General features: G+C 64.5%; 25 protein-coding genes. 16 read left to right on the top strand and 9 right to left on the bottom strand.

What is annotated here, in order from left to right:
- Positions 1-7 precede the first annotated feature (7 nt).
- The 13 genes from nuoI to GQ56_RS0128480 all read left to right on the top strand — a co-directional run bounded on the left by nuoI (position 8) and on the right by GQ56_RS0128480 (position 11,989).
- Positions 8-496, top strand: a complete 489-nt coding sequence (gene nuoI, locus GQ56_RS0128540) for an NADH-quinone oxidoreductase subunit NuoI (protein ID WP_009691265.1) — start codon at positions 8-10, stop codon at positions 494-496.
- Between the two features lie 112 nt (positions 497-608).
- Positions 609-1,259, top strand: coding sequence for an NADH-quinone oxidoreductase subunit J (locus tag GQ56_RS0128535; RefSeq protein ID WP_031401907.1), 651 nt, complete (start codon positions 609-611; stop codon positions 1,257-1,259).
- Positions 1,260-1,277: 18 nt separating this feature from the next.
- Positions 1,278-1,583, top strand: coding sequence for an NADH-quinone oxidoreductase subunit NuoK (nuoK, locus tag GQ56_RS0128530; protein WP_031401906.1), 306 nt, complete (start codon positions 1,278-1,280; stop codon positions 1,581-1,583).
- Positions 1,584-1,600: 17 nt separating this feature from the next.
- Entirely contained in the window at positions 1,601-3,655 is a 2,055-nt protein-coding gene (gene nuoL / locus GQ56_RS0128525; RefSeq protein WP_031401905.1) for an NADH-quinone oxidoreductase subunit L, read from the top strand.
- A 16-nt stretch (positions 3,656-3,671) separates the two neighbouring features.
- Entirely contained in the window at positions 3,672-5,162 is a 1,491-nt protein-coding gene (locus tag GQ56_RS0128520; RefSeq protein WP_031401904.1) for an NADH-quinone oxidoreductase subunit M, read from the top strand.
- A 36-nt stretch (positions 5,163-5,198) separates the two neighbouring features.
- Positions 5,199-6,653 carry an NADH-quinone oxidoreductase subunit NuoN gene (gene nuoN, locus GQ56_RS0128515; RefSeq protein WP_031401903.1) on the top strand — a complete coding sequence of 485 codons (1,455 nt, stop codon included), beginning with the start codon at positions 5,199-5,201 and terminating at the stop codon, positions 6,651-6,653.
- On the top strand, positions 6,653-6,949 hold the full coding sequence (locus tag GQ56_RS0128510) for a DUF2818 family protein (RefSeq protein WP_031401902.1): 297 nt from the start codon (positions 6,653-6,655) through the stop codon (positions 6,947-6,949). The genes nuoN and GQ56_RS0128510 overlap by 1 nt, the downstream gene beginning before the upstream one ends.
- 317 nt (positions 6,950-7,266) lie before the next feature.
- On the top strand, positions 7,267-7,857 hold the full coding sequence (locus GQ56_RS0128505) for an NUDIX domain-containing protein (RefSeq protein ID WP_031401901.1): 591 nt from the start codon (positions 7,267-7,269) through the stop codon (positions 7,855-7,857).
- A gap of 136 nt (positions 7,858-7,993) precedes the next feature.
- Complete coding sequence (locus GQ56_RS0128500) at positions 7,994-8,416, top strand: DUF1178 family protein (protein WP_031401900.1); 423 nt, start codon at positions 7,994-7,996, stop codon at positions 8,414-8,416.
- A 249-nt stretch (positions 8,417-8,665) separates the two neighbouring features.
- On the top strand, positions 8,666-9,862 hold the full coding sequence (locus GQ56_RS0128495) for an acyl-CoA dehydrogenase family protein (protein WP_031401899.1): 1,197 nt from the start codon (positions 8,666-8,668) through the stop codon (positions 9,860-9,862).
- A 25-nt stretch (positions 9,863-9,887) separates the two neighbouring features.
- Positions 9,888-11,021, top strand: coding sequence for an acyl-CoA dehydrogenase family protein (locus GQ56_RS0128490; protein WP_031401898.1), 1,134 nt, complete (start codon positions 9,888-9,890; stop codon positions 11,019-11,021).
- A gap of 37 nt (positions 11,022-11,058) precedes the next feature.
- The gene (locus GQ56_RS0128485) at positions 11,059-11,520 is read left to right on the top strand and encodes a MaoC family dehydratase (protein ID WP_031401897.1); all 462 of its coding nucleotides are present in this window, start codon (positions 11,059-11,061) and stop codon (positions 11,518-11,520) included.
- Positions 11,513-11,989: a MaoC family dehydratase gene (locus GQ56_RS0128480; RefSeq protein WP_031401896.1), complete on the top strand. Its 477-nt coding sequence runs from the start codon at positions 11,513-11,515 to the stop codon at positions 11,987-11,989. Before GQ56_RS0128485 ends, GQ56_RS0128480 begins: the two co-directional genes overlap by 8 nt.
- Positions 11,990-12,036: 47 nt before the next feature.
- Here GQ56_RS0128480 and GQ56_RS0128475 read toward each other — a convergent pair whose 3' ends face one another.
- Positions 12,037-12,729, bottom strand: a complete 693-nt coding sequence (locus GQ56_RS0128475) for a glutathione binding-like protein (RefSeq protein WP_031401895.1) — start codon at positions 12,727-12,729, stop codon at positions 12,037-12,039.
- Positions 12,730-12,972: 243 nt separating this feature from the next.
- Positions 12,973-13,764: an oxepin-CoA hydrolase, alternative type gene (locus GQ56_RS0128470; RefSeq protein ID WP_031401894.1), complete on the bottom strand. Its 792-nt coding sequence runs from the start codon at positions 13,762-13,764 to the stop codon at positions 12,973-12,975.
- Between the two features lie 202 nt (positions 13,765-13,966).
- Here GQ56_RS0128470 and GQ56_RS0128465 point away from each other — a divergent pair, with 202 nt between their 5' ends.
- On the top strand, positions 13,967-14,623 hold the full coding sequence (locus tag GQ56_RS0128465) for a glutathione S-transferase family protein (protein ID WP_031401893.1): 657 nt from the start codon (positions 13,967-13,969) through the stop codon (positions 14,621-14,623).
- A gap of 51 nt (positions 14,624-14,674) precedes the next feature.
- Here GQ56_RS0128465 and GQ56_RS0128460 read toward each other — a convergent pair whose 3' ends face one another.
- Both GQ56_RS0128460 and GQ56_RS0128455 read right to left on the bottom strand, forming a co-directional pair.
- A complete protein-coding gene (locus GQ56_RS0128460) occupies positions 14,675-15,847 on the bottom strand; it encodes a pyridoxal phosphate-dependent aminotransferase (protein ID WP_031401892.1) in 1,173 nt (390 codons plus the stop codon).
- Positions 15,848-15,880: 33 nt separating this feature from the next.
- A complete protein-coding gene (locus GQ56_RS0128455) occupies positions 15,881-16,378 on the bottom strand; it encodes a putative toxin-antitoxin system toxin component, PIN family (RefSeq protein ID WP_031401891.1) in 498 nt (165 codons plus the stop codon).
- Between the two features lie 57 nt (positions 16,379-16,435).
- Here GQ56_RS0128455 and yaaA point away from each other — a divergent pair, with 57 nt between their 5' ends.
- Both yaaA and GQ56_RS0128445 read left to right on the top strand, forming a co-directional pair.
- Positions 16,436-17,218: a peroxide stress protein YaaA gene (gene yaaA, locus GQ56_RS0128450; RefSeq protein ID WP_031401890.1), complete on the top strand. Its 783-nt coding sequence runs from the start codon at positions 16,436-16,438 to the stop codon at positions 17,216-17,218.
- A gap of 90 nt (positions 17,219-17,308) precedes the next feature.
- A complete protein-coding gene (locus GQ56_RS0128445; protein WP_031401889.1) occupies positions 17,309-18,463 on the top strand; it encodes a M14 family metallopeptidase in 1,155 nt (384 codons plus the stop codon).
- An 81-nt stretch (positions 18,464-18,544) separates the two neighbouring features.
- Here the strand turns inward: GQ56_RS0128445 and GQ56_RS0128440 are convergent, their stop codons facing one another.
- From GQ56_RS0128440 to GQ56_RS46725, 5 genes are all read right to left on the bottom strand, one after another.
- The gene (locus GQ56_RS0128440) at positions 18,545-19,201 is read right to left on the bottom strand and encodes a BspC domain-containing protein (protein WP_031401888.1); all 657 of its coding nucleotides are present in this window, start codon (positions 19,199-19,201) and stop codon (positions 18,545-18,547) included.
- A gap of 141 nt (positions 19,202-19,342) precedes the next feature.
- Complete coding sequence (locus tag GQ56_RS0128435) at positions 19,343-20,017, bottom strand: energy-coupling factor ABC transporter permease (protein ID WP_031401887.1); 675 nt, start codon at positions 20,015-20,017, stop codon at positions 19,343-19,345.
- Between the two features lie 75 nt (positions 20,018-20,092).
- Positions 20,093-20,929, bottom strand: a complete 837-nt coding sequence (locus GQ56_RS0128430; protein ID WP_031401886.1) for a response regulator transcription factor — start codon at positions 20,927-20,929, stop codon at positions 20,093-20,095.
- A gap of 210 nt (positions 20,930-21,139) precedes the next feature.
- Positions 21,140-22,357, bottom strand: a complete 1,218-nt coding sequence (locus GQ56_RS0128425; RefSeq protein WP_031401885.1) for a DUF2863 family protein — start codon at positions 22,355-22,357, stop codon at positions 21,140-21,142.
- Positions 22,358-22,517: 160 nt separating this feature from the next.
- Positions 22,518-22,714, bottom strand: a 197-nt coding sequence (locus GQ56_RS46725) for a hypothetical protein (RefSeq protein WP_235212785.1), incomplete at its 5' end; no start/stop codon positions are given.

The following is a 22,714-nucleotide window of genomic DNA, read 5'->3' as shown; positions in this document are numbered from 1 at the left end:
CGAAATCATGACGGCTATCCAACACTTCTTTAAGACCTTCTTCCTGACCGAGCTGCTGAAGGGGCTCGCGCTGACCGGTCGTTACACGTTCAAGCGCAAGTTCACCGTGCAGTTCCCGGAAGAGAAGACCCCGATTTCTCCGCGTTTCCGCGGGCTGCATGCGCTGCGCCGCTACGAAAACGGCGAAGAGCGCTGCATCGCGTGCAAGCTGTGCGAGGCCGTGTGCCCCGCGATGGCGATCACGATCGAATCGGAAACGCGCGCGGACAACACGCGCCGCACGACGCGCTACGACATCGACCTGACGAAGTGCATCTTCTGCGGCTTCTGCGAAGAGAGCTGCCCGGTCGATTCGATCGTCGAGACGCAGATTCTCGAATACCACGGCGAAAAGCGCGGCGACCTGTATTTCACGAAGGAAATGCTGCTCGCGGTGGGCGATCGCTACGAGAAGGACATCGCCGCGGCGAAGGCTGCCGACGCGCCGTATCGTTGATTGTGTTTGCAGTGCCGGCCCGAAGCCAGGGCCGAGCCGCCGCGACGGGTGCGGCACGCGAGAGCGTCCCGCAAGCCGCGCCTGACTATGGCCTAACGATGAACCGGTAATCATGGAATTCACGACCGTACTGTTCTACATCTTCGCGCTGCTCCTGGTGGTATCAGGGCTGAAGGTGATCACTTCGCGCAACCCGGTGGCGTCTGCGCTTTTCCTTGTGCTGGCGTTCTTCAACGCCGCCGCGATCTGGATGCTGCTGGAAGCGGAGTTCCTCGCGATCCTGCTCGTGCTGGTCTACGTGGGCGCGGTGATGGTGCTGTTCCTGTTCGTCGTGATGATGCTGGACATCAACATCGACTACCTGCGCCGAGACTTCAAGCGCTTCGTGCCGATGGCGACCGTGGTCGGCGCGATCATCGTGATCGAAACCGCGCTGATCCTGTGGCGCGGCTACGGCGACACGCAGACGGTGCACGCGATGGCGACGGGCGAGATGGCCAACTGGTCGAACACGCGACTGATCGGCAAGGTGATCTACACCGACTACATCTTCGCGTTTGAAATCGCCGGCCTCGTGCTGCTGGTCGCGATCATTGCCGCGATCGGGCTGACCGAGCGCAAGGGCAAGGACAGCAAGCGCCAGCGCGTGTCGGATCAGGTCAAGGTGCGCCGCAACGATCGCGTGCGCCTCGTGAAGATGGACGCGGAAAAGCCGCAGCCGGAAACGGCGCAGAGCGAAGCCGGTCCGAGCACCAACGGCTAAGCGGAGAAAACGAAAACCATGCTGACTCTTGCTCATTACCTCGTGCTCGGCGCGATCCTCTTTGCGATCGCGATCGTCGGGATCTTCCTGAACCGCCGCAACGTCATCATCATCCTGATGTCGATCGAACTGATGCTGCTGGCGGTGAATACCAACTTCGTCGCGTTTTCGCATTACCTCGGCGATATACACGGCCAGATCTTCGTGTTCTTCGTGCTGACTGTTGCCGCAGCGGAAGCCGCGATCGGTCTCGCGATTCTGGTGACCCTGTTCCGCAAGCTCGACACGATCAATGTCGAGGATCTCGATCAGCTCAAAGGTTAATCTCAGGCTACGCTGTTATGTCAACGACACTCAATGAAAACCTGCTGCTGGCGATTCCGCTCGCTCCGCTGGCCGGCTCGCTGATTGCGGGGCTGTTCGGGAACGCAGTCGGACGCAAGGGCGCACACCGGATCACGATCCTCGGCGTCATGATCGCGTTCCTCCTGTCGGCGAAAGTCTTCCTCGACGTGATGGGCGGCGCAAGCTTCAACGCGACCGTCTACGAATGGATGAACGTCGGTTCGCTGAAGCTCGAGATCGGCTTCCTCGTCGATTCGCTGACCGCGATGATGATGGTCGTCGTGACCTTCGTCTCGCTGATGGTGCACGTGTACACGATCGGCTACATGGCGGAAGAAGACGGCTACCAGCGCTTCTTCTCGTACATCTCGCTGTTCACGTTCTCGATGCTGATGCTCGTGATGAGCAACAACTTCCTGCAGCTGTTCTTCGGCTGGGAAGCGGTGGGTCTGGTGTCGTACCTGCTGATCGGCTTCTACTTCACGCGTGAGAGCGCGATCTACGCGAACATGAAGGCGTTCCTCGTGAACCGCGTGGGCGACTTCGGCTTCCTGCTCGGCATCGGCCTGCTGCTCGCATTCGCCGGCTCGATGAACTACGGCGAAGTGTTCGCGAAGCGCGCGGAACTCGCGAGCCTGCACTTCCCGGGCACCGACTGGGGCCTGCTGACCGTTGCCTGTATCTGCCTGTTCATCGGCGCGATGGGCAAGTCGGCGCAGTTCCCGCTGCATGTGTGGCTGCCGGACTCGATGGAAGGCCCGACCCCGATCTCGGCGCTGATTCACGCGGCGACCATGGTCACGGCCGGCATCTTCATGGTGTCGCGCATGTCGCCGCTGTTCGAGCTGTCGGACACCGCGCTGTCGTTCATCACGGTGATCGGCGCGATCACGGCGCTCTTCATGGGCTTCCTCGGCATCATCCAGAACGACATCAAGCGCGTGGTCGCGTATTCGACGCTGTCGCAGCTCGGCTACATGACCGTCGCGCTCGGCGTGTCCGCTTACCCGGTCGCGTTGTTCCACCTGATGACGCACGCGTTCTTCAAGGCGCTGCTGTTCCTCGGCGCGGGCTCGGTGATCATGGGCATGCACCACGACCAGGACATCCGCAACATGGGCGGCCTGCGCAAGTACATGCCGATCACGTGGATCACGTCGCTCGTCGGTTCGCTCGCACTGATCGGTACGCCGTTCTTCTCGGGCTTCTACTCGAAGGACTCGATCATCGACGCGGTGAAGCTGTCGCACCTGCCGGGTTCGGGCTTCGCGTACTTCGCAGTCGTCGCGAGCGTGTTCGTCACGGCGCTGTACTCGTTCCGCATGTACTTCCTGGTGTTCCACGGCGAAGAGCGTTTCCGCAAGCCGAAGCATCCGGAATCGCCGATGGGCATGGCGGCTGCGCACGGCCACGACGACCACGGCCATGGCCACGGTCATGACGACCACGCGCACGAACCGCACGAGACCCCGTGGGTCGTGTGGGTGCCGCTGGTCCTGCTGGCGATCCCGTCGCTGATCATCGGTGCGATCGCGGTCGGCCCGATGCTGTTCGGCGACTTCTTCTCGCACGGCGTGGCGTTCGACAAGGTGATCTTCATCGGCGAAAACCATCCGGCGCTGTCCGAGATGGCCGAGGAGTTCCACGGCTGGGTGGGCATGGGCCTGCACTCGGTGTCGGGCCTGCCGGTCTGGCTCGCGCTCGCCGGTGTCGTTGTCGCCTGGTTCCTGTACCTGAAGCGTCCGGAGCTGCCGGCGTCGATCCGCCGCGCGTTCGGCCCGATCTACACGCTGCTGGACAACAAGTACTACATGGACAAGATCAACGAAGTGGTGTTCGCCCGTGGTTCGGTGGCGATCGGCCGCGGCCTGTGGAAGGAAGGTGACGTCGTCGTGATCGACGGCCTCGTCAACGGCAGCGCCCGGTTCATCGGCTGGTTCGCCAGCGTGATCCGCTTCCTCCAATCCGGTTACATCTATCACTACGCGTTCGCCATGATCATCGGCATGCTGGGGCTCCTGACCCTGTTTGTAACGCTCGGCGGCAAATAAGGCGGGGGACAACTTAATGCACGCTTTTCCGATTCTCAGTACCGCGATCTGGCTGCCGATCGTTTTCGGCCTCCTCGTGCTTGCGGTGGGTAACGACAAAAATCCGGGGACGGCCCGCTGGATCGCGCTGATCGGTTCGCTGCTCGGCCTGGCGGTCACGATCCCGCTGATCACGGGCTTCGATTCGAGCACGGCCGCGCTGCAGTTCGTCGAGAAGTCGACCTGGATCGAGCGCTTCGACATCGCGTACCACCTCGGCGTCGACGGCATTTCGATGTGGTTCGTCGTGCTGACCGCGCTGATCACGGTGATCGTCGTGATCGCCGCCTGGGAAGTGATCACCGAGAACGTCGCGCAGTACCTCGCGGCGTTCCTGATCCTGTCCGGGATCATGATCGGCGTGTTCTCGGCGGCCGACGGCCTGCTGTTCTACGTGTTCTTCGAAGCGACCCTGATCCCGATGTACATCATCATCGGCGTGTGGGGCGGCCCGAACCGCGTGTATGCGGCGTTCAAGTTCTTCCTGTACACGCTGGCCGGCTCGCTGCTGATGCTGGTCGCGCTGATCTACCTGTACACGGAAACGCACTCGTTCGACCTCGCGACGTGGCAGAACGCGAAGATCGCGATGACGCCGCAGATCCTGCTGTTCATCGCATTCTTCCTCGCGTTCGCGGTGAAGGTGCCGATGTGGCCGGTGCACACCTGGCTGCCGGACGCCCACGTGGAAGCGCCGACGGGCGGCTCGGTCGTGCTGGCGGCGATCATGCTGAAGCTCGGCGCCTACGGTTTCCTGCGCTTCTCGCTGCCGATCACGCCTGACGCGAGCCACTTCCTGGCGCCCGTCGTGATCACGCTGTCGCTGATCGCGGTGATCTACATCGGTCTCGTCGCGATGGTGCAGGCCGACATGAAGAAGCTGGTCGCGTATTCGTCGATCGCGCACATGGGCTTCGTCACGCTCGGCTTCTTCATCTTCAACCAGCTCGGCGTCGAAGGCGCGATCATCCAGATGATCTCGCACGGCTTCGTGTCGGGCGCGATGTTCCTCTGCATCGGCGTGCTGTACGACCGCGTGCACTCGCGCCAGATCGCCGATTACGGTGGCGTCGTGAACGTGATGCCGAAGTTCGCCGCATTCGCGATGCTGTTCTCGATGGCCAACTGCGGCCTGCCGGGTACCTCGGGTTTCGTCGGCGAGTTCATGGTGATTCTCGCTGCCGTCCAGTACAACTTCTGGATCGCATTCGGCGCGGCGTTCACGCTGATCCTCGGCGCGGCGTACACGCTGTGGATGTACAAGCGCGTGTACTTCGGTGCCGTCGCGAACGATCACGTTGCCAAGCTGAAGGATATCGGCCGTCGCGAATTCCTGATGCTGGGTGTGCTCGCCGCGTTCACGCTGCTGATGGGCCTGTATCCGAAGCCTTTCACCGACGTGATGCACGTTTCCGTGGAAAACCTCCTCTCCCATGTCGCGCAGTCCAAGCTGCCGCTGGCGCAGTAATCGCGAGCGGAGGAAATCAAGATCATGAACGCTCCTATGAATGTCCTGTTGCCTGACGCGCTGGTGATGGCCGCCATCGTCGTCGCATGGCTGAACGACACCTTTACCGGTGCTTCCGGCCGCCGCCTGACCTATCTGATCGCGGTCGTATCGTCGGTCGTCGCCGGCGTGTGGTTCGCGGTGCAGGCACTCGACCCGCAGCAGTACTACTTCTTCTCGAAGATGGTCGTCGTCGACTCGTTCGCGAGCACGATGAAGGCTGTCGTGTCGTTCGGTTTCGCGGTCTCGCTCGTCTATTCGCGCAAGTACCTCGAAGATCGCGACATGTTCCGCGGCGACGTGTTCCTGCTCGGCATGTTCTCGCTGCTCGGCCAGCTGGTCATGGTGTCGGGCAACAACTTCCTGACGCTGTACCTCGGCCTCGAGCTGATGTCGCTGTCGCTGTACGCGGTCATCGCGCTGCGCCGCGACGCCGCGCAGTCGAGCGAAGCCGCGATGAAGTACTACGTGCTGGGCGCGCTCGCGTCGGGCTTCGTGCTGTACGGCATCTCGATGCTGTACGGTGCGACCGGCTCGCTCGAGCTGGGCGAGGTGTACAAGGCGGTCGGCGGCAACACCGACGCGGCCGTGCTGATGTTCGGCGTGGTCTTCATCGTCGCCGGTATCGCATTCAAGCTCGGCGCCGTGCCGTTCCACATGTGGGTGCCGGACGTCTACCAGGGCGCACCGACCGCGATGACGCTGTTCGTCGGCGGCGGCCCGAAGGTTGCCGCGTTCGCGTGGGGCCTGCGTTTCCTGGTGATGGGCCTGCTGCCGCTCGCACAGAACTGGCAGACCGCGCTCGTGATCCTCGCCGCGCTGTCGCTGATCGTCGGCAACATCACCGGTATCGTCCAGCGCAACATCAAGCGGATGCTCGCGTACTCGGCGATCTCGAACATGGGTTTCGTGTTGCTCGGCCTGCTCGCGGGCATCGTGAAGGGCGACGCAGCGGCACCGGCGAATGCATACAGCTCGGCGATGTTCTACGCGATCGTCTACCTGATCACGACGCTCGGCTCGTTCGGCGTGGTGATGCTGCTCGCGCGCCGCGATTTCGAAGCCGAATCGATCGACGACTTCAAGGGCCTCAACAAGCGCAGCCCGGTGTTCGCGTTCGTGATGATGGTGATGATGTTCTCGCTGGCCGGCATCCCGCCGACCGTCGGCTTCTACGCGAAGCTTGCCGTGCTCGAGGCGACCGTCAACGCGGGCCTCACGTGGCTGGCCGTGCTGGCCGTGATCACGTCGCTGTTCGGCGCGTTCTACTACCTGCGCATCGTGAAGCTGATGTACTTCGATGCACCGCAGGATGCAACGCCGATTTCGGGCGACTTCTGCAAGCGTACGATCCTCGTGCTGAACGGCCTGGCGGTCGTCGTGCTCGGCCTGATCCCGAGCCCGCTGCTGACGGCCTGCCTGCAGGCAATTCGTCACACGCTTCCGCTGTAATGTCGGCAGCCGGCTGGTTCATCGTGCTGTTGGCGCTCGTGTGCGCCAACCTGCCGTTCCTGAACCAACGCCTCTTCGCCGTCGTGCCGTTCGGCACGGCGAAGAAGAGTGCGTGGGTGCGGATCGGCGAGCTGATCGTGCTGTACTTCGTCGTCGGTGCGCTTGGCTTCTGGCTCGAGTCGCGCGCCGGCAACCGCTTCGAACAGGGCTGGCAGTTTTACGCGATCACGTTCAGTCTTTTCGTCGTGTTCGCGTTTCCCGGCTTCACGTTCCAGTATCTCGTCAAACGGCGCTGACCAGGGCCTGCCCGCGCCGACAGCGAGCGTGCGAACGCGCCTTGCCGGCCGCAATGCAGGGGAGGGTAGCGTCGTTCGGCCGTGCCAGACAGTCGACGATCGACGCCGCAATGCGGCGGGCGGCGCGCTCCCCTGACCGAAAAAATCACGCGTGGGGCTGGCCGCCGGAAGCGTCGATCGCGGCGCCATGCTCCTTGCGAAACCGTTGAGTATCCGCTTCGTCGCAAGCCTTGCGCCCGGCCCTTCCCGCGGCCAGCGCAAGCTCGTTGTTAGCGCGGACGGGCCCTTGGCCGTCGCGCTCAATTTTGGAGCCGCCGATGGCCGAACTACCCAATCACGACGCCGCACTGACCGAAACCTGCCTCGACAGCGAGGCGATCTTCGACGGCGCGTTCCTCAAGCTCAAGCGCGATACCGTCCGCCTGCCGGACGGTAACAAGGCCCTGCGCGAATACGTCCAGCACCCGGGCGCCGTGATGGTGATCCCGCTGTTCGACGACGGCCGCGTGCTGATGGAAAGCCAGTTCCGTTACCCGATCGGCAAGGTGATGGCCGAATTCCCGGCCGGCAAGCTCGATCCGGACGAGGGCGCGCTCGCGTGCGCGGTGCGCGAACTGCGCGAGGAAACGGGTTACACGGCGCGCGAATACGTGTTCCTGGCGCGGATTCACCCGATCATTTCCTACTCGACCGAATTCATCGATCTCTACCTTGCACGCGGGCTGACGGCGGGCGAGCGCAAGCTCGACGAAGGCGAATTCCTCGAAACCTTCATCGCCACCCAGGCCGACCTGCAGGAATGGGTGCGCACGGGCCAGATCTCCGACGTCAAGACGATCATCGGCACGATGTGGCTCGACAAGGTGCTGTCCGGCACGTGGCCGCTCGGGCCGATCCTGACGCCTTGAGCGCGGCGTCAGCGACGGGTGGAGCGCCGCGTTACAATCCGGTGACGCGATGCCATCGCGTCTCACGATCGGTATTTAGCACGATCGTTCACAAAAGCGCTTTTTGCGCTACACTCGTCTCACGCCCTGATTCAGCATGAAGGTCCTCGATTTACAGTGTCCGCACGGTCATCGGTTCGAAGGCTGGTTCGCTTCCGCCGATGAATTCGAAGCGCAGTTGTCCCGCAAGCTGGTCGAATGCCCGGTGTGCGGGACGAACGAGGTCAGCCGTCTGCCGTCGGCGCCGCGCCTGAATTTGTCCGGCGCGACGCAGGCACAGCCGGCCGATCCGCGTGCGCTGCAGGCGCAGGTGATGCGCGCGTTGCGCGAGGTGCTGGAGAAGACCGAGAACGTGGGCGAGCGCTTCGCCGAGGAAGCGCGGCGCATCCATTACAACGAGGCGCCGGCTCGCAGCATTCGTGGCGTCACGACGCCCGAAGATGCGCAATCCCTGGCCGAAGAAGGCATCGACGTGATGCCGCTGCCGATTCCTGCCGCGCTGAAAGAACCACTGCAATAACGGATGCAGGGGGGCTTGCCGGGTCGGATGGCCGCGGCAAGCCTTGCGTGCGACCCGAGCAGGCGCGACAGCGCTCATCCCGGGTCGGCCGCCGGGCACAGGCCGGGGTAAGCGCCGCAGCGCCCGCTCCGATCGATGGCGAAGCATGGGACCGGGGCAAGCGCTGCAGCGCCCGCTCCGGTCGATAGCGAAGCATGGGATCGGAGTCAGCGCTGAAGCGCTCGCGCCGATCGACAGGAGACCCTGCGCATGGATCTGGACTATTCCCCCGCCGACGACGCATTTCGCGCCGACATCCGCGCCTGGCTCGAGGCCAACCTGCCTCACGCACTGCGCGCCAAGGTACTCGATCACAAACGACTCGATCGCGAGGATTTCGCGAGCTGGCACCGGACACTCGGCCGGCGCGGCTGGTCCGCGCCCGCCTGGCCGACCGAATACGGCGGCCCCGGCTGGAATGCGACGCAGCGGCATATCTGGGATGAGGAGTGCGCGCGGATCGGTGCGCCGACGGTGCTGCCGTTCGGCGTATCGATGGTCGCGCCGGTGCTGATGAAGTACGGCAGCGAAGCGCAGAAGCGTCACTATCTGCCGCGCATTCTCGACGGCTCGGACTGGTGGTGCCAGGGCTACTCCGAGCCCGGCTCCGGATCCGATCTCGCCTCGTTGCGTACGCGCGCCGAGCGTCACGGCGACCACTATGTCGTGAACGGCCAGAAGACCTGGACGACGCTCGGCCAGTACGCCGACATGATGTTCTGCCTCGTGCGCACCGATCCGGATGCGAAGAAACAGGAGGGCATCTCGTTCCTGCTCATCGACATGAAGACGCCCGGCATCACGGTGCGTCCGATCATCACGCTCGATGAGGACCACGAGGTCAACGAGGTGTTCTTCGAGGACGTGAAGGTGCCGGTCGGGAATCTCGTCGGCGACGAGAACCGCGGCTGGACCTACGCGAAATACCTGCTCGGCCACGAGCGCACCGGCATTGCGCGCGTCGGCGCGTCGAAGCGCGAGCTTGTTTTCCTGAAGCGGGTGGCGTCGAACCAGCGCAAGAACGGCAAGCCGTTGCTCGCCGATCCGGTATTCGCCGCGAAAGTCGCGGCGCTCGAAGTCGAACTGATGGCGCTCGAGGTGACGGTGCTGCGCGTCGTCAGCCGCGAGACGAGCGGCAAGGGGCCGGGCCCCGAGGCGTCGATGCTGAAGATCAAGGGCACCGAAGTGCAGCAGGCCCTTACGGAGCTGATGTTCGAGGCGATCGGCCCGCTGGCCGCCCCGTTCGACGTATCGTTCCTCGACGGCCGGCGCGAGCACAGCGTGGCGGGCGACGACGATGCGGCGCCGCTTGCCGCGTATTACTTCAATTACCGGAAAACGTCGATCTACGGCGGTTCGAACGAGATCCAGAAGAACATCATCGCGCAGATGATTCTGGGTCTGTGATCACGGAACGGGAGCGGAGACAACCATGGACTTCAGCTTTACCGATGAGCAGCAGCAATTCGCCGACGCACTGCGCCGTTATCTCGGCGAGCGATACGGTTTCGATGCCCGCCAGGCGATCGTGCGCAGCGACGCGGGCGTGTCGGATGCGCAATGGAGCGCGTTTGCCGAGCTCGGATTGACCGCACTGCCGGTGCCGGATGTACACGGCGGCCTGGGCGGCGGCCCGGTCGACATGCTGGTTGCGATGCAGGCGCTCGGCCGCGCGCTCGTGATCGAGCCGTACTGGGCGACGGCGGTCGGCGTCGAGGCATTGCGGATCGCCGGTTCCGGCGCGGGCGAGGATGCCGCGCTGCTCGAGGCGATCGCACAGGGGCAGAAGCGCGTGGCGGTGGCGTTCCACGAGCCGCATGCGCGCTACGACCTGTTCGAACTCGACACGCACGCGCGCGAGCAGGGCGGCGCGTACCGGCTGACCGGTACCAAGTCGGTCGTCCAGCACGGCGCACAGGCGCATGCGTGGATCGTGCCCGCGCGCGTCGACAGCGGCGGCATCGGCCTCTTTGTGGTCGAACGCGACGCCGCGAATGCGAAGGTGCTCGACTACCGGACCATCGACGGCCAGCGTGCCGCGACGCTCGCGTTCGATGACACGCCGGCCCGGCTGCTGACGGGCGGGGCGCGCGACGCGGCCGCGCTCGAGCAGATCGCCGATTACGCGACGTTCCTGCTGTGCGCGGAAGCGGTCGGTGCGCTCGACGAACTGAATCGCGCCACGGTCGAATACACGAAGACGCGCGAGCAGTTCGGCGTGCCGATCGCGCGCTTCCAGGCGCTGCAGCACCGGATGGTCGACATGCTGATCCACGCCGAGCAGGCGCGGTCGCTGACCTATCTGGCGGCCGTGCGTTACGCGAGCGGCGACGCGGATGCACGGCGCAAGGCCGTGTCGGCCGCGAAAGCGCGCGTCGGTGCCGCCGCACGCTTCGTCGGCCAGCAGGCCGTGCAGCTGCACGGCGGCATGGGCGTGACCGACGAGGTCGCCGCCGCGCATCTGTTCAAGCGGCTGTCGATCATCGAGACGACGCTCGGCGACACCGATCATCATCTTGCCCGCATCGCGGGGCTGCCCGATTTCGCGCAGGCCGATGCGGCATGACGGCGACGCGTGAGCGCGCCAGACAAGGAGACATACAGTGGGCATCAGTTACGAAGACCTGGTAGTCGGCAGCACGAGCGAAGTGGGCCGCTACACGTTCGAACCCGACGACATCAAGGCGTTCGCGCAACGCTACGACCCTCAGCCGTTCCACCTCGACGAGGAGGCGGGGAAGGCGTCGCCGTTCGGCGGTCTCGTCGCGAGCGGCTGGCATACGTGTTCGGTGTTCATGAGCCTGCTCATCAAGAAGCTCGGGTCGGACTCGACCAGCATGGGCTCGCCCGGCATCGACTCGATCCGCTGGCTCAAGCCGGTGCGCGCCGGCGACACGATCACGATGTACCAGAAGATCCACGACAAGCGCGTGTCGGAGAGCAAGCCCGACCGCGGCATCGTGTCGACGGAATGGATCGGCGTGAACGGCGGCGGCGAGACGGTGATCACCGTGCATTCCAAGGTGATTTTCGGGCTGCGTCATCCGGGAGGCACGCATGACTGATGCGACATTGCCGCTGCTCGCATCGGCACAAGCCCTGCAGGCGCTCGTCGGTGGGGAGCCGCTCGAGAGCAGCTGGATTCCGGTCGACCAGCAGCGCGTCGACCGCTTCGCCGATGCGACCGGCGATCGTCAATGGATTCACGTCGATCCCGAGCGCGCGCGGCGCGAGTCGCCGTTCGGCGGACCGATCGCACACGGGTTTCTGACGCTGTCGCTGATTCCCGCGTTGATGACCGATGCGATGCGTCTCGAACAGAAGATGGGCGTGAACTATGGGTTGAACCGCGTGCGGTTCCTGAAGCCGGTGCCGGTCGGTTCGCGCGTGCGCGCGCTGTTCGCGGTAAAGGAAACCGCCGAGGCCGCGCGGGGCGGCGTGCAGGTGACGTGGTCGGTGTCGGTGCAGGCCGAGCACCCCGATGCGCCGCTGCCGGTGTGCATGGCGGAATTCATCACGCTGCATTACTTCTGAAGCGCGGGGCGGCATGCACGGATGCCGCCCCGTTCGTCACCTGCGCGTCAGTGCTTCGCGTACTGCGTCGCGCCGAACAACACCTCGCGCGCCTTGTCGTCCTGCAGCGCCTTGCGCATCGACGCGAGTACTTCGACGCCGCGCTGCACCGCCGGCCGTGCGGCGATCGTGTCGTACCAGCGCTTCACGTTCGGAAATTCGTCGAGCACGATGCCCTGGTTCTGCCACGAGCGCGTCCACGGGAACGTCGCAATATCCGCGATCGTGTACGTGTCGCCCGCGAGATATCCGGATTCGCCGAGGCGCCTGTCCATCACGTTGTACAGGCGCTTTGCCTCGTTCGTATAGCGGTTGACCGCGTACTCGATCTTCTCCGGAGCATACAGGCGGAAATGGTGCGCCTGCCCGAGCATCGGGCCGACGCCGCCCATCTGGAACATCAGCCACTCGAGCGTCGCATAGCGCGCGGCCGGATCGGTCGGCAGGAACTTGCCGGTCTTCTCCGCGAGGTAGATCAGGATCGCGCCCGATTCGAACAGCGAGATCGGCCGGCCGCCGGGGCCGTCCGGATCGACGATCGCGGGGATCTTGTTGTTCGGGCTGATCTTCAGGAACTCGGGCGCGAACTGGTCGCCCGCGCCGATATCGATCGGATGCACACGATAGGCGAGGCCCGTTTCCTCGAGCAGGATGTGCACCTTGTGACCGTTCGGGGTCGCCCAGCTGTAGACGTCGATCATCGTCAACTCCTTTATGGCATGCGCGAAAACGGCGCAGGCAGCGCCGCGGCAAGGCGGTCATTAGAGCATGGATCGACGCAGGCTGCTGGCGGCGGAAACAGGCGTGCCAGCGCATGCGCGCGCGTGCGGTCGCGCGCGTCGGGCGGCGGCGTGACGTCCCGCTCGAGTGAGGCGGGTAGCGTCGCCGTGTTGGGACGGATCGATGCGGCGGCGATGCGATGACCGCGGGGACGGCGAGGCGGATCAGCGCTTGTAGCGGGGCTGGCGCTTTTCGAGGAATGCCGTGATGCCTTCGAGCCCGTCAGCGTGATGCAGCGACGCGACGAAATGATCGCGCTCGGTACCGAGATGCGCGTCGAGCGGCTGCGTCGTCGCTTCGTCGAGCAGCGACTTGATGCGCGTGAGTGCGTTTGGCGAGATGCCGGCGAGCGCATCCGCCCATGCCAGCGCATCGCTCAGTGCCGCCCCGGGGGCGGCGAGCCGATTCACGACGCCGAGCGCTTGCAGCCGTTCGGCGGTCACCGGCTTGCCTTCGAACAGGATCTCGGCCGCGATCGCACGCGGCAGTGCGCGGGCGATGAACCACGAACCGCCGCCGTCGGGCGTCAGGCCGACGCGCGCATACGACATCACGAATTTCGCGTCATGCGCGGCGACGATCAGGTCGCACGCGAGGGCGAGCGAGAAGCCCGCGCCTGCCGCGGCGCCCTCGACTGCCGCGATCACCGGTTTCGTCGATGCGTGGATCGCCGTCACCCATGCGGCGAGTTGGTCGATGCTGTCCGCCTGAAAGGACGGATCCTTCGAGCGGTTCTCGAGCAACCGGTTCAGGTTGCCGCCTGCGCAGAAGAAGCGATCGGCACCGGTCAGGACGACGGCGCGAATCCCCGGATCGCGCTCGGCCGTGGCGAGCGCTTCGACGCCGGCCGCGTACATGTCGGGATGCAGCGCGTTGCGCGCGCCCGGATTGGACAGCGTGAGGACGAGCGTCGATTCGCTCTCGGGCGGACGCGAGGCCAGCAGTTCAGCACTCATGCGAGCGTGTCTCCATCGTAGGGCGGGGCTGCGGCGCCGCGCGCGAAGCGCACGCGGATGCATACGCTGCCGCAGCGGATGTAATGTTGTCGTGACGAACGCAAAACTTGCTTTAGACTAGCACGAACGTGCTTTTCAGCGCGACGAATCCCGATGCGGCCGGCACCGTTGCGGCTGCGTTCCAGCCAGGAAGGAGACTCCGATGCTACAGCTGTGCGGTATTCCGTTGTCCAACTATTACAACAAGGTGAAGTTCGTTCTGCTCGAGCACGACATCCCGTTCGAAGAGTCGGTGTGCGGCTTGCCGATCAACGATCCGGCCCGGCTTGTCGATTCGCCGTTCGGCAAGATCCCGTTCCTGAAGACCGAAGAGGGCGCGCTGTTCGAGTCGCAGGCGATCGTCGAATACCTGGCGGCGCGCTATCCCGGAAAAGGCATCTTCCCGGCGAGCCCGTTCGCGGCTGCGAAGGTGCGCGAACTGGTCGGGACGCTCGAGCTGTATCTCGAATGGATGGCGCGCGAGGTCTATACCGAAGCGTTTTTCGGCGGCAAGGTCAGCGACGGGATGAAAGCGCACGTCGAGAAGCGCCTGCCGCGCGCGATCGAGGCGTTCAAGCAGATGACGCAATTTTCGCCCTATGTGCTCGGCGAGTCGTTCACCCTGGCGGACATTGCCGCATCGATCCATCTGCCGATCATCGGGATGGCGACGAAGGCGGTGTTCGGACGCGACTTCCTGTTCGATGCGGGTATCGACTGGAAGGCGCACGCGAAGCAGGTCGGCGAACGCGCGGCCGCGCAGCGCGTGGCGGCCGATCGCAAGGCTTACGTCGAAGCGACGAGTGGCGCGCGTTCGTAACGCGCGGGTCCGGCACGGCGGCCCGATGCCGCCCGTGCCGGTCATACAGCCTTACAGCCTCGCGAGCCGTTCGAGGGCGGAGGCGAGCGTGCTTTCCTGTTTCGCGAAGCAGAATCGTACGACGCCCGATTCGTGCGGCTCGTGATAGAACGCCGACACCGGAATGGCGGCCACGCCGATCTCCGACGTCAGCCACTTCGAGAATTCCGCTTCCGGCAGGTCGCTGATCGCCGAATAATCGACGCACTGGAAGTAGGTGCCGGTGCACGGCAGCAGCTTGAAGCGCGTGCGTTCGAGGCCGGCCCGGAAGAAGTCGCGCTTCTTCTGGTAGAAGTCGGGGAGCGTCAGGTACGGCGCCGGGTCGCGCAGATAGTCGGCGAGCCCGATCTGCATCGGCGTGTTCACCGTGAACACGTTGAACTGATGGACCTTGCGGAATTCCGCGGTCAGCGCGGCAGGCGCCGCCACGTAGCCGACCTTCCAGCCCGTCACGTGATAGGTCTTGCCGAAACTCGACACGATGAAGCTGCGCGCGGCGAGTTCCGGGTAGCGCGCGACGCTCTCGTGGCGTGCGCCGTCGTAGACCATGTGCTCGTAGACCTCGTCGGACAGGATCAGCACGTTGGTGTCGCGCACGATCTCCTCGAGCTTGCGCATGTCCGACTCGCGCCACACGGTGCCCGTCGGGTTATGTGGCGTGTTGATCAGGATCATGCGCGTTTTCGGCGTGATCGCGGCCGCCAGGCGATCGAACGGGATCGCGTAATCGGGGGCCTCCAGCGTGACGAATACGGGCTTGCCGCCCGCGAGCTCGATCGACGGCAGGTAGCTGTCGTAGGTCGGTTCGACGACGATCACTTCATCGCCGGGATGCACCGAACACAGGATCGCCGTGAGCAGCGCCTGCGTCGCGCCGGCCGTGACGGTGATTTCGGTGGCCGGGTCGTAACGCCGGCCATAGACCAGTGCGATCTTGTCGGCGATCGCGTCGCGCAGCGGCGCGACACCGGCCATCGGCGGGTACTGGTTGTGTCCGTTGCGCATCGCGGCCGCAACCGCCTCGATGATGCGCGGATCGCAGTCGAAATCCGGAAAGCCCTGGCCGAGATTCACGGCGCCTTTTTCCGCGGCAAGCGCGCTCATGACCGTGAAGATCGTCGTGCCGACGTTCGGCAGGCGTGAGGGGAAAACGGGAGTCGTTGGCATGTCTGAAGGAGCGTTCATCGATACGGTCGGAATCGGTTGGTGCCGGATGCGTCAGGCCGGCGTGACGGTGACGGCCGGCGCGACGTCGAGCGCGCAAGCCTCGGCAAAAGGTGCGGGTTGTGCGATCCGGAAACCGAAGTCGCGTGCGGTGCGCTTCGCGAGCTTCAGCAGCGCGCGGTCTTTCGAGACCAGCCATTCGGCCTGTGCGGCGCGGGCGAGTTCGAGAAACTTCTGGTCGTCGCGATCCTTGCACTTCGGCAGCGGCGGCGCATCGGCGTCGAGCGGCGGCGGCTCGACCAGGCTCGCCAGGCGGGCGACGGTCGCGAGCGCGGCCGCCTTGTCGACCGCGCGAGCCTGGAACTGCGGATAGTCGAGCACGTATTCGAGCTCGGTCAGGCAGCGGCCGTCGATCACAGCGGCAAGCGCGCCGCGCTCCAGTGCCGCGCGGATCGGGCGGGTAGCGGGGTCGTCGAATACGAGGATATCGATCCAGACGTTCGAGTCGAGCACGACGCGATGCGCGGCGTGCGGGGCGAGAGAGCGGGTCATTCGTTACAATCGGTGGTTTTCGTCTGACCGCAAGGCACGGCGTGCCAGCGAGCCTCTATGATAATCGTTCTCTCTCCTGCCAAATCCCTCGACTACGATACGCCCGCGCACGTCCAGTCTTACACGAAGCCTGCATTCGTCGACGACGCGTCGGAGCTGATCGACGGCCTGCGCAAGCTTTCGCCGCAAGACATCGCGACGTTGATGGATATTTCCGATCCGCTCGCGCGCCTTAACTTCCAGCGCTACGCGGACTGGTCGCCGACCTTTACGCCGGACAATGCGAAGCAGGCCGTACTCGCGTTCAACGGCGACGTCTACGAAGGATTCGACGCGAAATCGCTGTCCGCCACCGATCTCGACTATGCGCAGCAACACGTGCGCGTGCTGTCGGGCCTGTACGGGCTGTTGCGCCCGCTCGACCTGCTGCAGCCGTACCGGCTCGAGATGGGGACGCGATTCGCGAACGCGCGCGGCAAGGACCTGTACGCATTCTGGGGCGACCGCATCACGCGCGCGCTGAACGAACAGCTCGAAACGCGCAGCGGCGCCGCGCGCGTGCTGGTCAACTGCGCGTCGACCGAGTACTTCAAGTCGGTCAAGCCGAAATTGCTGGCCGCTCCCGTCATCACGCCGGTGTTCGAGGACTGGAAAGGCGGCCGTTACAAGATCATCAGCTTCCACGCGAAGCGCGCGCGCGGCCTGATGGCGCGTTTCATCGTCGAGAACCGCATCGCCGAACCGAAGGCGCTGAAAGCGTTCGCGACGGAAGGCTACGCGTTCGATGCGGCCGCTTCGAACGATACGACTTACGTATATCGCCGGCGAGTCGGCGAGTGACCATGCCGGCCGTTCACGAGACGGCCGGCGCATGCATGAGTCCGGGCAAGCGGTACACCGCCGGTTCCGGTCGCACCAGAGGAGAGACAGATGACCCTTTCGATCACCAGCAATTTCGACGCAGGCGCAATCGACGTCGTGTCGTGCGACAGCCCCGATGCGATTCGGCTGCGCGTACGCGGCGACAGCCACTCGGAATTCGCGCAATGGTTTTACTACCGCCTCACGGGCGCACGTGGCGAGCGATGCGTGATGACGTTCGAGAACGCGGCCGAGTGCGCCTATCCGTCAGGCTGGCGCAACTACAGCGCGGTGGCGAGCTATGACCGTGTCGACTGGTTTCGCGTGCCGACGACGTTCGATGGCAAGACGATGACCATCGATCACGTGCCCGAATTCGACAGCATCTATTACGCGTATTTCGAGCCGTATTCGGAAGAGCGTCATGCGGCGTTTCTCGGCGCGGTTCAGCAGTTGCCCCAGGCGGGTGTCGTCGAGCTCGGCCGCACGGTCGAAGGCCGCCCGATGTCGCTGCTGACGCTCGGTACGCCGGAAACCGACGGCGTGTCGAAGAAGAAGGTCTGGATCATCGCACGCCAGCATCCGGGCGAGACGATGGCCGAATGGTTCGTCGAGGGTCTCGTCAAGCGACTGGCCGGATGGGGCGACTGGGCCGGCGATCCGGTCGCGCGCAAACTCTACGATCGCGTGACGTTCCACATCGTCCCGAACATGAACCCGGACGGCAGCGTGCATGGCAACCTGCGCACCAATGCGGCGGGCGCGAACCTGAATCGCGAGTGGATGGAGCCCGATGGCGAACGCAGCCCCGAGGTGCTGGCCGTGCGCGATGCGATCCACGCGACCGGCTGCGACATGTTCTTCGACATCCACGGCGATGAGGATCTGCCGTACGTGTTCGTCGCAGGTTCGGAAATGCTGCCGAGCTTTACCGAGCAGCAGGGCAAGGAGCAGCGCGCATTCATCGACGCGTTCAAGGTCGCGAGTCCCGACTTCCAGACCGAACATGGCTACGCGGCGAGCAAGTACAAGGAAGATGCGCTCAAGCTCGCGTCGAAATACATCGGCCACCAGTTCGGCTGCCTGTCGCTGACGCTCGAGATGCCGTTCAAGGACAACGCGAACCTGCCCGACGAGCGTGTCGGCTGGAACGGTGAGCGCAGCGCGGCGCTCGGCGCGGCGATGTTGGCCGCGATCCTCGTGCACGTCGAGGCGTTCGCGTAAGCGTAGCGTCGCCGCATGAAAAAAGCCGGGGCATCGTGAGATGCCCCGGCTTTTTTCTTCCGTCGTTGTCGCTCCGTCGAATCAGGACTTCTTCGCGGTTTTCTTCTTCACGGCTTTCTTCTGGCCGCTCGACTTTTTCGTTGCGACGGCCTTCTTGCTGCCGGTGCGGCCCGATGCCTTCGCCTTGGCTTTGCCGCGATGCGACTTGCCCTTGAATTTCTTCGTCGAGGACGTGGAGCGTTCGACGCGCGGCTTCAGCGGCGGAACCGGATCGTTCCAGCTGAACGCGAGCATTTGCTGGCCGACGTAACCGCATCGGAATTTCAGCGGCGTCGGGTCGCTGCCGTCGTTGTGGATGCCGAGCCCGTCGACGGTGACGATGTTGTCGACCTTCACGCGTTGCTTGCCCTGGTCGAACGAGTCGTTCCACGGGGTGATCGTTGTGTTGCCGCTGTCGAATGCATTCGGTGCGAAGTCGACGCGGTCGAAGGCGGACGACGTGCTCGCGATGAAGCTGCCGTGCGCCGCACAATCGGCGGCGAGCGGGTCGGCATGCATTTCGTTGACGAATTTGTTGATCAACTCGGAGCGCTGGTCGAGCAGGTCGGCGAGTGCCGGTGTCGGAAGCGCAAGCGACAGGCCCGCGATACAGGCTGCCAGCTTGCCGAGCGCCCGGAAAATCCGGAGCGACGCAGGAGAGCTGTCCATCTGGTTATTGGTGAGGAGCGAATGAGACATCGGGCACGTATAGATGCCCGATGAAGAACCGGAGTTCAATCTTAGCGTAAAAAAGTTGTGCGGCAGTAGATGTCGCATTCTGCCGCGTTGCGGAAGGTGCTGCCGGCACGGGCCGACAGTGTCGCGGACGGGCGCGGGAAATCAGGCGCGCGGGCCGCCGAGGCGATAGCGCCGGACGTCGAAGGTCGTGACCCATGCGGGGCGATAGACCGCGATGAGTACCGTGGCCATGCCGGTGAACCACGCTTCGCCAAGTGCCAGCAGCGCCGTGTTCAGCAGATAGCCGGCCGGAATCACGACCGGCACGCCATCGGCGAGCGAGAGCTGCACCCCGGCCGCGGCAGCGGCAACCGCAACGATCGCGATGGCCGGCGACAGGAATCCCTGGCCGGTGATGAACGACGCGAGGTTGTGCGGCAGCCATGCGAGTGCGGCGCGCTGCAGCAGTGCCGATACGGCGACCGGCAGCGCGCCGTAGATCAGATAAGTCAGGCCAATGCCCTGCCACGGCGCGTCGAAGATGATCGCGGCAACGGCCGTGACGGCGCCCATCGCGATCAGTGCGAGCGTCCAGTCGAACAATGTGACGAGCAGCGTTGCGCCGAGCAGATGCATGACGATGCCGTCTTCGAGCCATGCGTTCGACGCCCAGAGGACCGCAATCGCGGTGACGAGCGCGAGCCACACGTGCTGGAGCGTGGCGTCCTGCAAACGCACGAAGGGGCGCTTCCAGATCGCGAGCGCGAGCAGGACCGCGGCGGCGATCCAGCCACCGATGCCAACCCAGAGCGGAAGCGGTGTGAAAAGAAAACCCATGCGTTCATATTACTCGTTGAGCATCAAAGGTGGGAATCCGCACATACCGAACGTCGCAATATCGAGACTGTTTGCCTAGCGTTCGCGCCGGAACCTCGCCGGCGGTTCGGCGGCGAGCAGCAGGTCTTGCGCGCCGGCAGCGGCGGCCGGCGACGGGTACGGACGGTCGTTCCGTTGCGCACGCAGCGTGACCGTGCCGCGCTCGGCGATGGCGGGCTTGCGCGTGCGATTGCGGTTCGCCAGCAGTACCTCGAGGTGCGGCGACAGCCACCCGTTGTAGATCGCGACCGCGGCGGCGCGGTTCGCGGCGCCCAGCTGCTGGAAGATGCTGGCGAGATGGATTTTTACGGTGCCTTCGCTGATGCCGAGCGTGCGGGCGATCATCTTGTTCGTGCTGCCCATGTGGACGAAGCGCATGATCTGCGCCTGCCGCGGCGACAGGAGGCCGCTCGGCGGGCGGCGCGGGAGCGAGCCGGCAAGCGACTGGAAATGCGCGTCATGGCGTGCCGCGGCGGTGGAGGGCAGCAGGCTGAGCGCGAGCGGCGGGATGAAGTGTCCGCCGAGCAGCACCATCTCGAGCGCGCGGACGATCAGGTGCGGTCGCGTGGAATGCGGGATCACGCCGGCGACGCCGTAGTTGAAGAAGCGCTGGATGGCCTCCGGCGAGGTTTCGTCGACGAGGACGGCGGCGGGGGCCGGCGAGCACGCGCTGCAAAGCGCCTGAAGTTCGCTGAGGCGGCCGACGTCCAGCCAGTCGATCGCGACGAGGTCGAAACGCTGGGTGCGCAACAGCCGGCGCGCCTGGAAACTGTCGGGCGCATCGTTGATGCTGGCGTGACGGTCGATCTGCCGCAACAGGGCCTTCAGTCCGTCACGCCGCTCGGCGTCTGAATTGAGCACCAGGAACCGCATATTCAACCTCCGTGATGTGAGTCATTGATCTGCCGTCGGGCATGCCTTGGGTTCGATAATGACAAAGACCTTACACGATGTCTGCTTGGCTGAAAGGCTTAGGAAAAGTCTGAAATTTCGGGCGACGGAATGCAGGACATGAAAAAAGCCGCTCCGGCGGGAACCGGGAGCGGCTTGGCGCGGGCAGGCCTGACGGGCCTGCGAGGCGGGTCAGTGGAAGTGAGGCTGGGCCGGCGATGCGTCTTCCGGCATTTCCGCATGGACGATTTCACCGAGCGGATCGGCGTAGAGCGGCACGCCGCAGTCGTCGCAGTATTCGGGCTCGAAGCGGCCCGCGTGCCGGCGGACGTCGGTTACGCCGCACTCCTTCAGCAGGCTCACGATTTCCTCGAGCGGCCCTTCGATTGGCGCTTCGCCTTCGAGCGTCGCGTTGTCGATCGACACGTCGCCGTTTTCGCGGCCGTAGAGCGGCCACACGACGCCGTAGATCACGTCGTTGCTCGCGCGTCGCGTGAAGCCGACGCGATACTCGTCGATACGGCGTTCGCCGAAGCCGGCGACCACCGCGCGCAGCTCTTGCGGTGCTGCACCAAGTGTGTCGAATAGATAACGAATGGCGGTTCGAACCGTGTGCGGACGGATGCGCTCGTCTGCATCGCGGCAGGCCGAATAGTACGCGTCCGGAAGGAGGCACTCGAATTCGCAGCCGGGCAGGGCGATCGAGAGGTTCGGGCCGCCCTGGGCCGTCCATTGTTCGAGGCACTGGCCGCGTTCGATCCGGCTGCCGTTTTCCTCTTCCTGCCAGCGGAACAGCGGCGCGCCGGCGGGGGCGGCGACGACGGCGAGCAGGAAGCGCGGGTCGGCCAGGATCGGCGAGGTTTCAGGCAGGTCGCCGAAGCTGAGCTTGGGCGTATGCTGGCTGATTGCCCCGTGTGCGAGCTGCTGCGCAAGCCGGTAGGTCTCGACATGGTGGCGCGGCAACTGATCGATGCTGTAGAGAAACGGCGCGAGCCCGACGAGCGTGCCGTTCGCCAGAACGTGAGCCTGCAGATGCGTTCGCAGGGCGTCGGCAACATCGCTCTTGAGCGGGCCCGACGGAATCATGTAGCGCGTCCATGCGAGAACCGGGACGGCGACCAGCAGGGCATCGAACGGCTGTCCGTCGTGCTCGATCACCATCGACTCGCTGTGCGTCTCGGCCATGTCGGCGAGTGCGCCGTAGGCATCGGGGTGATTCTGCTGGAGATGGTCGAGCGCGGCGTCGAGCGTGGTCTGGTTACCGTTGCGGACGATCTTGGCGAGCAGCGCATCGAGCTTCGCTTCCCAGAAGCGATCCTCGATGCGGCTGCCCGAGGCGAAGAGCGCAAGCGACAGACCGACCAGTTTGTCGGCATCGGGGGGGAGGCGTTTGGCGATTCGCTGGCGCATATTAAACACGTATATAGAAAGAGGCGAAGAACCTCACATTCTAGTCCGTTCTTTGCACCATAAGCGGTCTCGTGCCGAGACGTGGTCGGCAGGCCATATCGCAGCTTTCGTAAAAAAGTTGCGTCGCACCCCTTGCGCGATTCGAGGCAGGTGCCTACAATCACGCCTCTTTCGCGCTAACGGAAACGCAGCGCGGAAGAGGGAAGCGAAGCTGGTGGTGTGCTGCAGTGCGGGGCGCGCAACTGGACCAGGAAGTTGAGCCCCGCAGTCGCAACGAAGCAGTAAAAAAGTTGTTGACGAGCTGCGAAACACGGTTCATAATCTCGCTTCTCTGCTGCTGAAAACGCAGCGCTGCTG

The organism is Burkholderia paludis (assembly GCF_000732615.1).
In the GTDB taxonomy this organism is placed as follows: Bacteria; Pseudomonadota; Gammaproteobacteria; order Burkholderiales; family Burkholderiaceae; genus Burkholderia; species Burkholderia paludis.
Note: the sequence above shows the minus strand (reverse complement) of the source record. Positions and strands in the feature narration are given on the sequence as shown.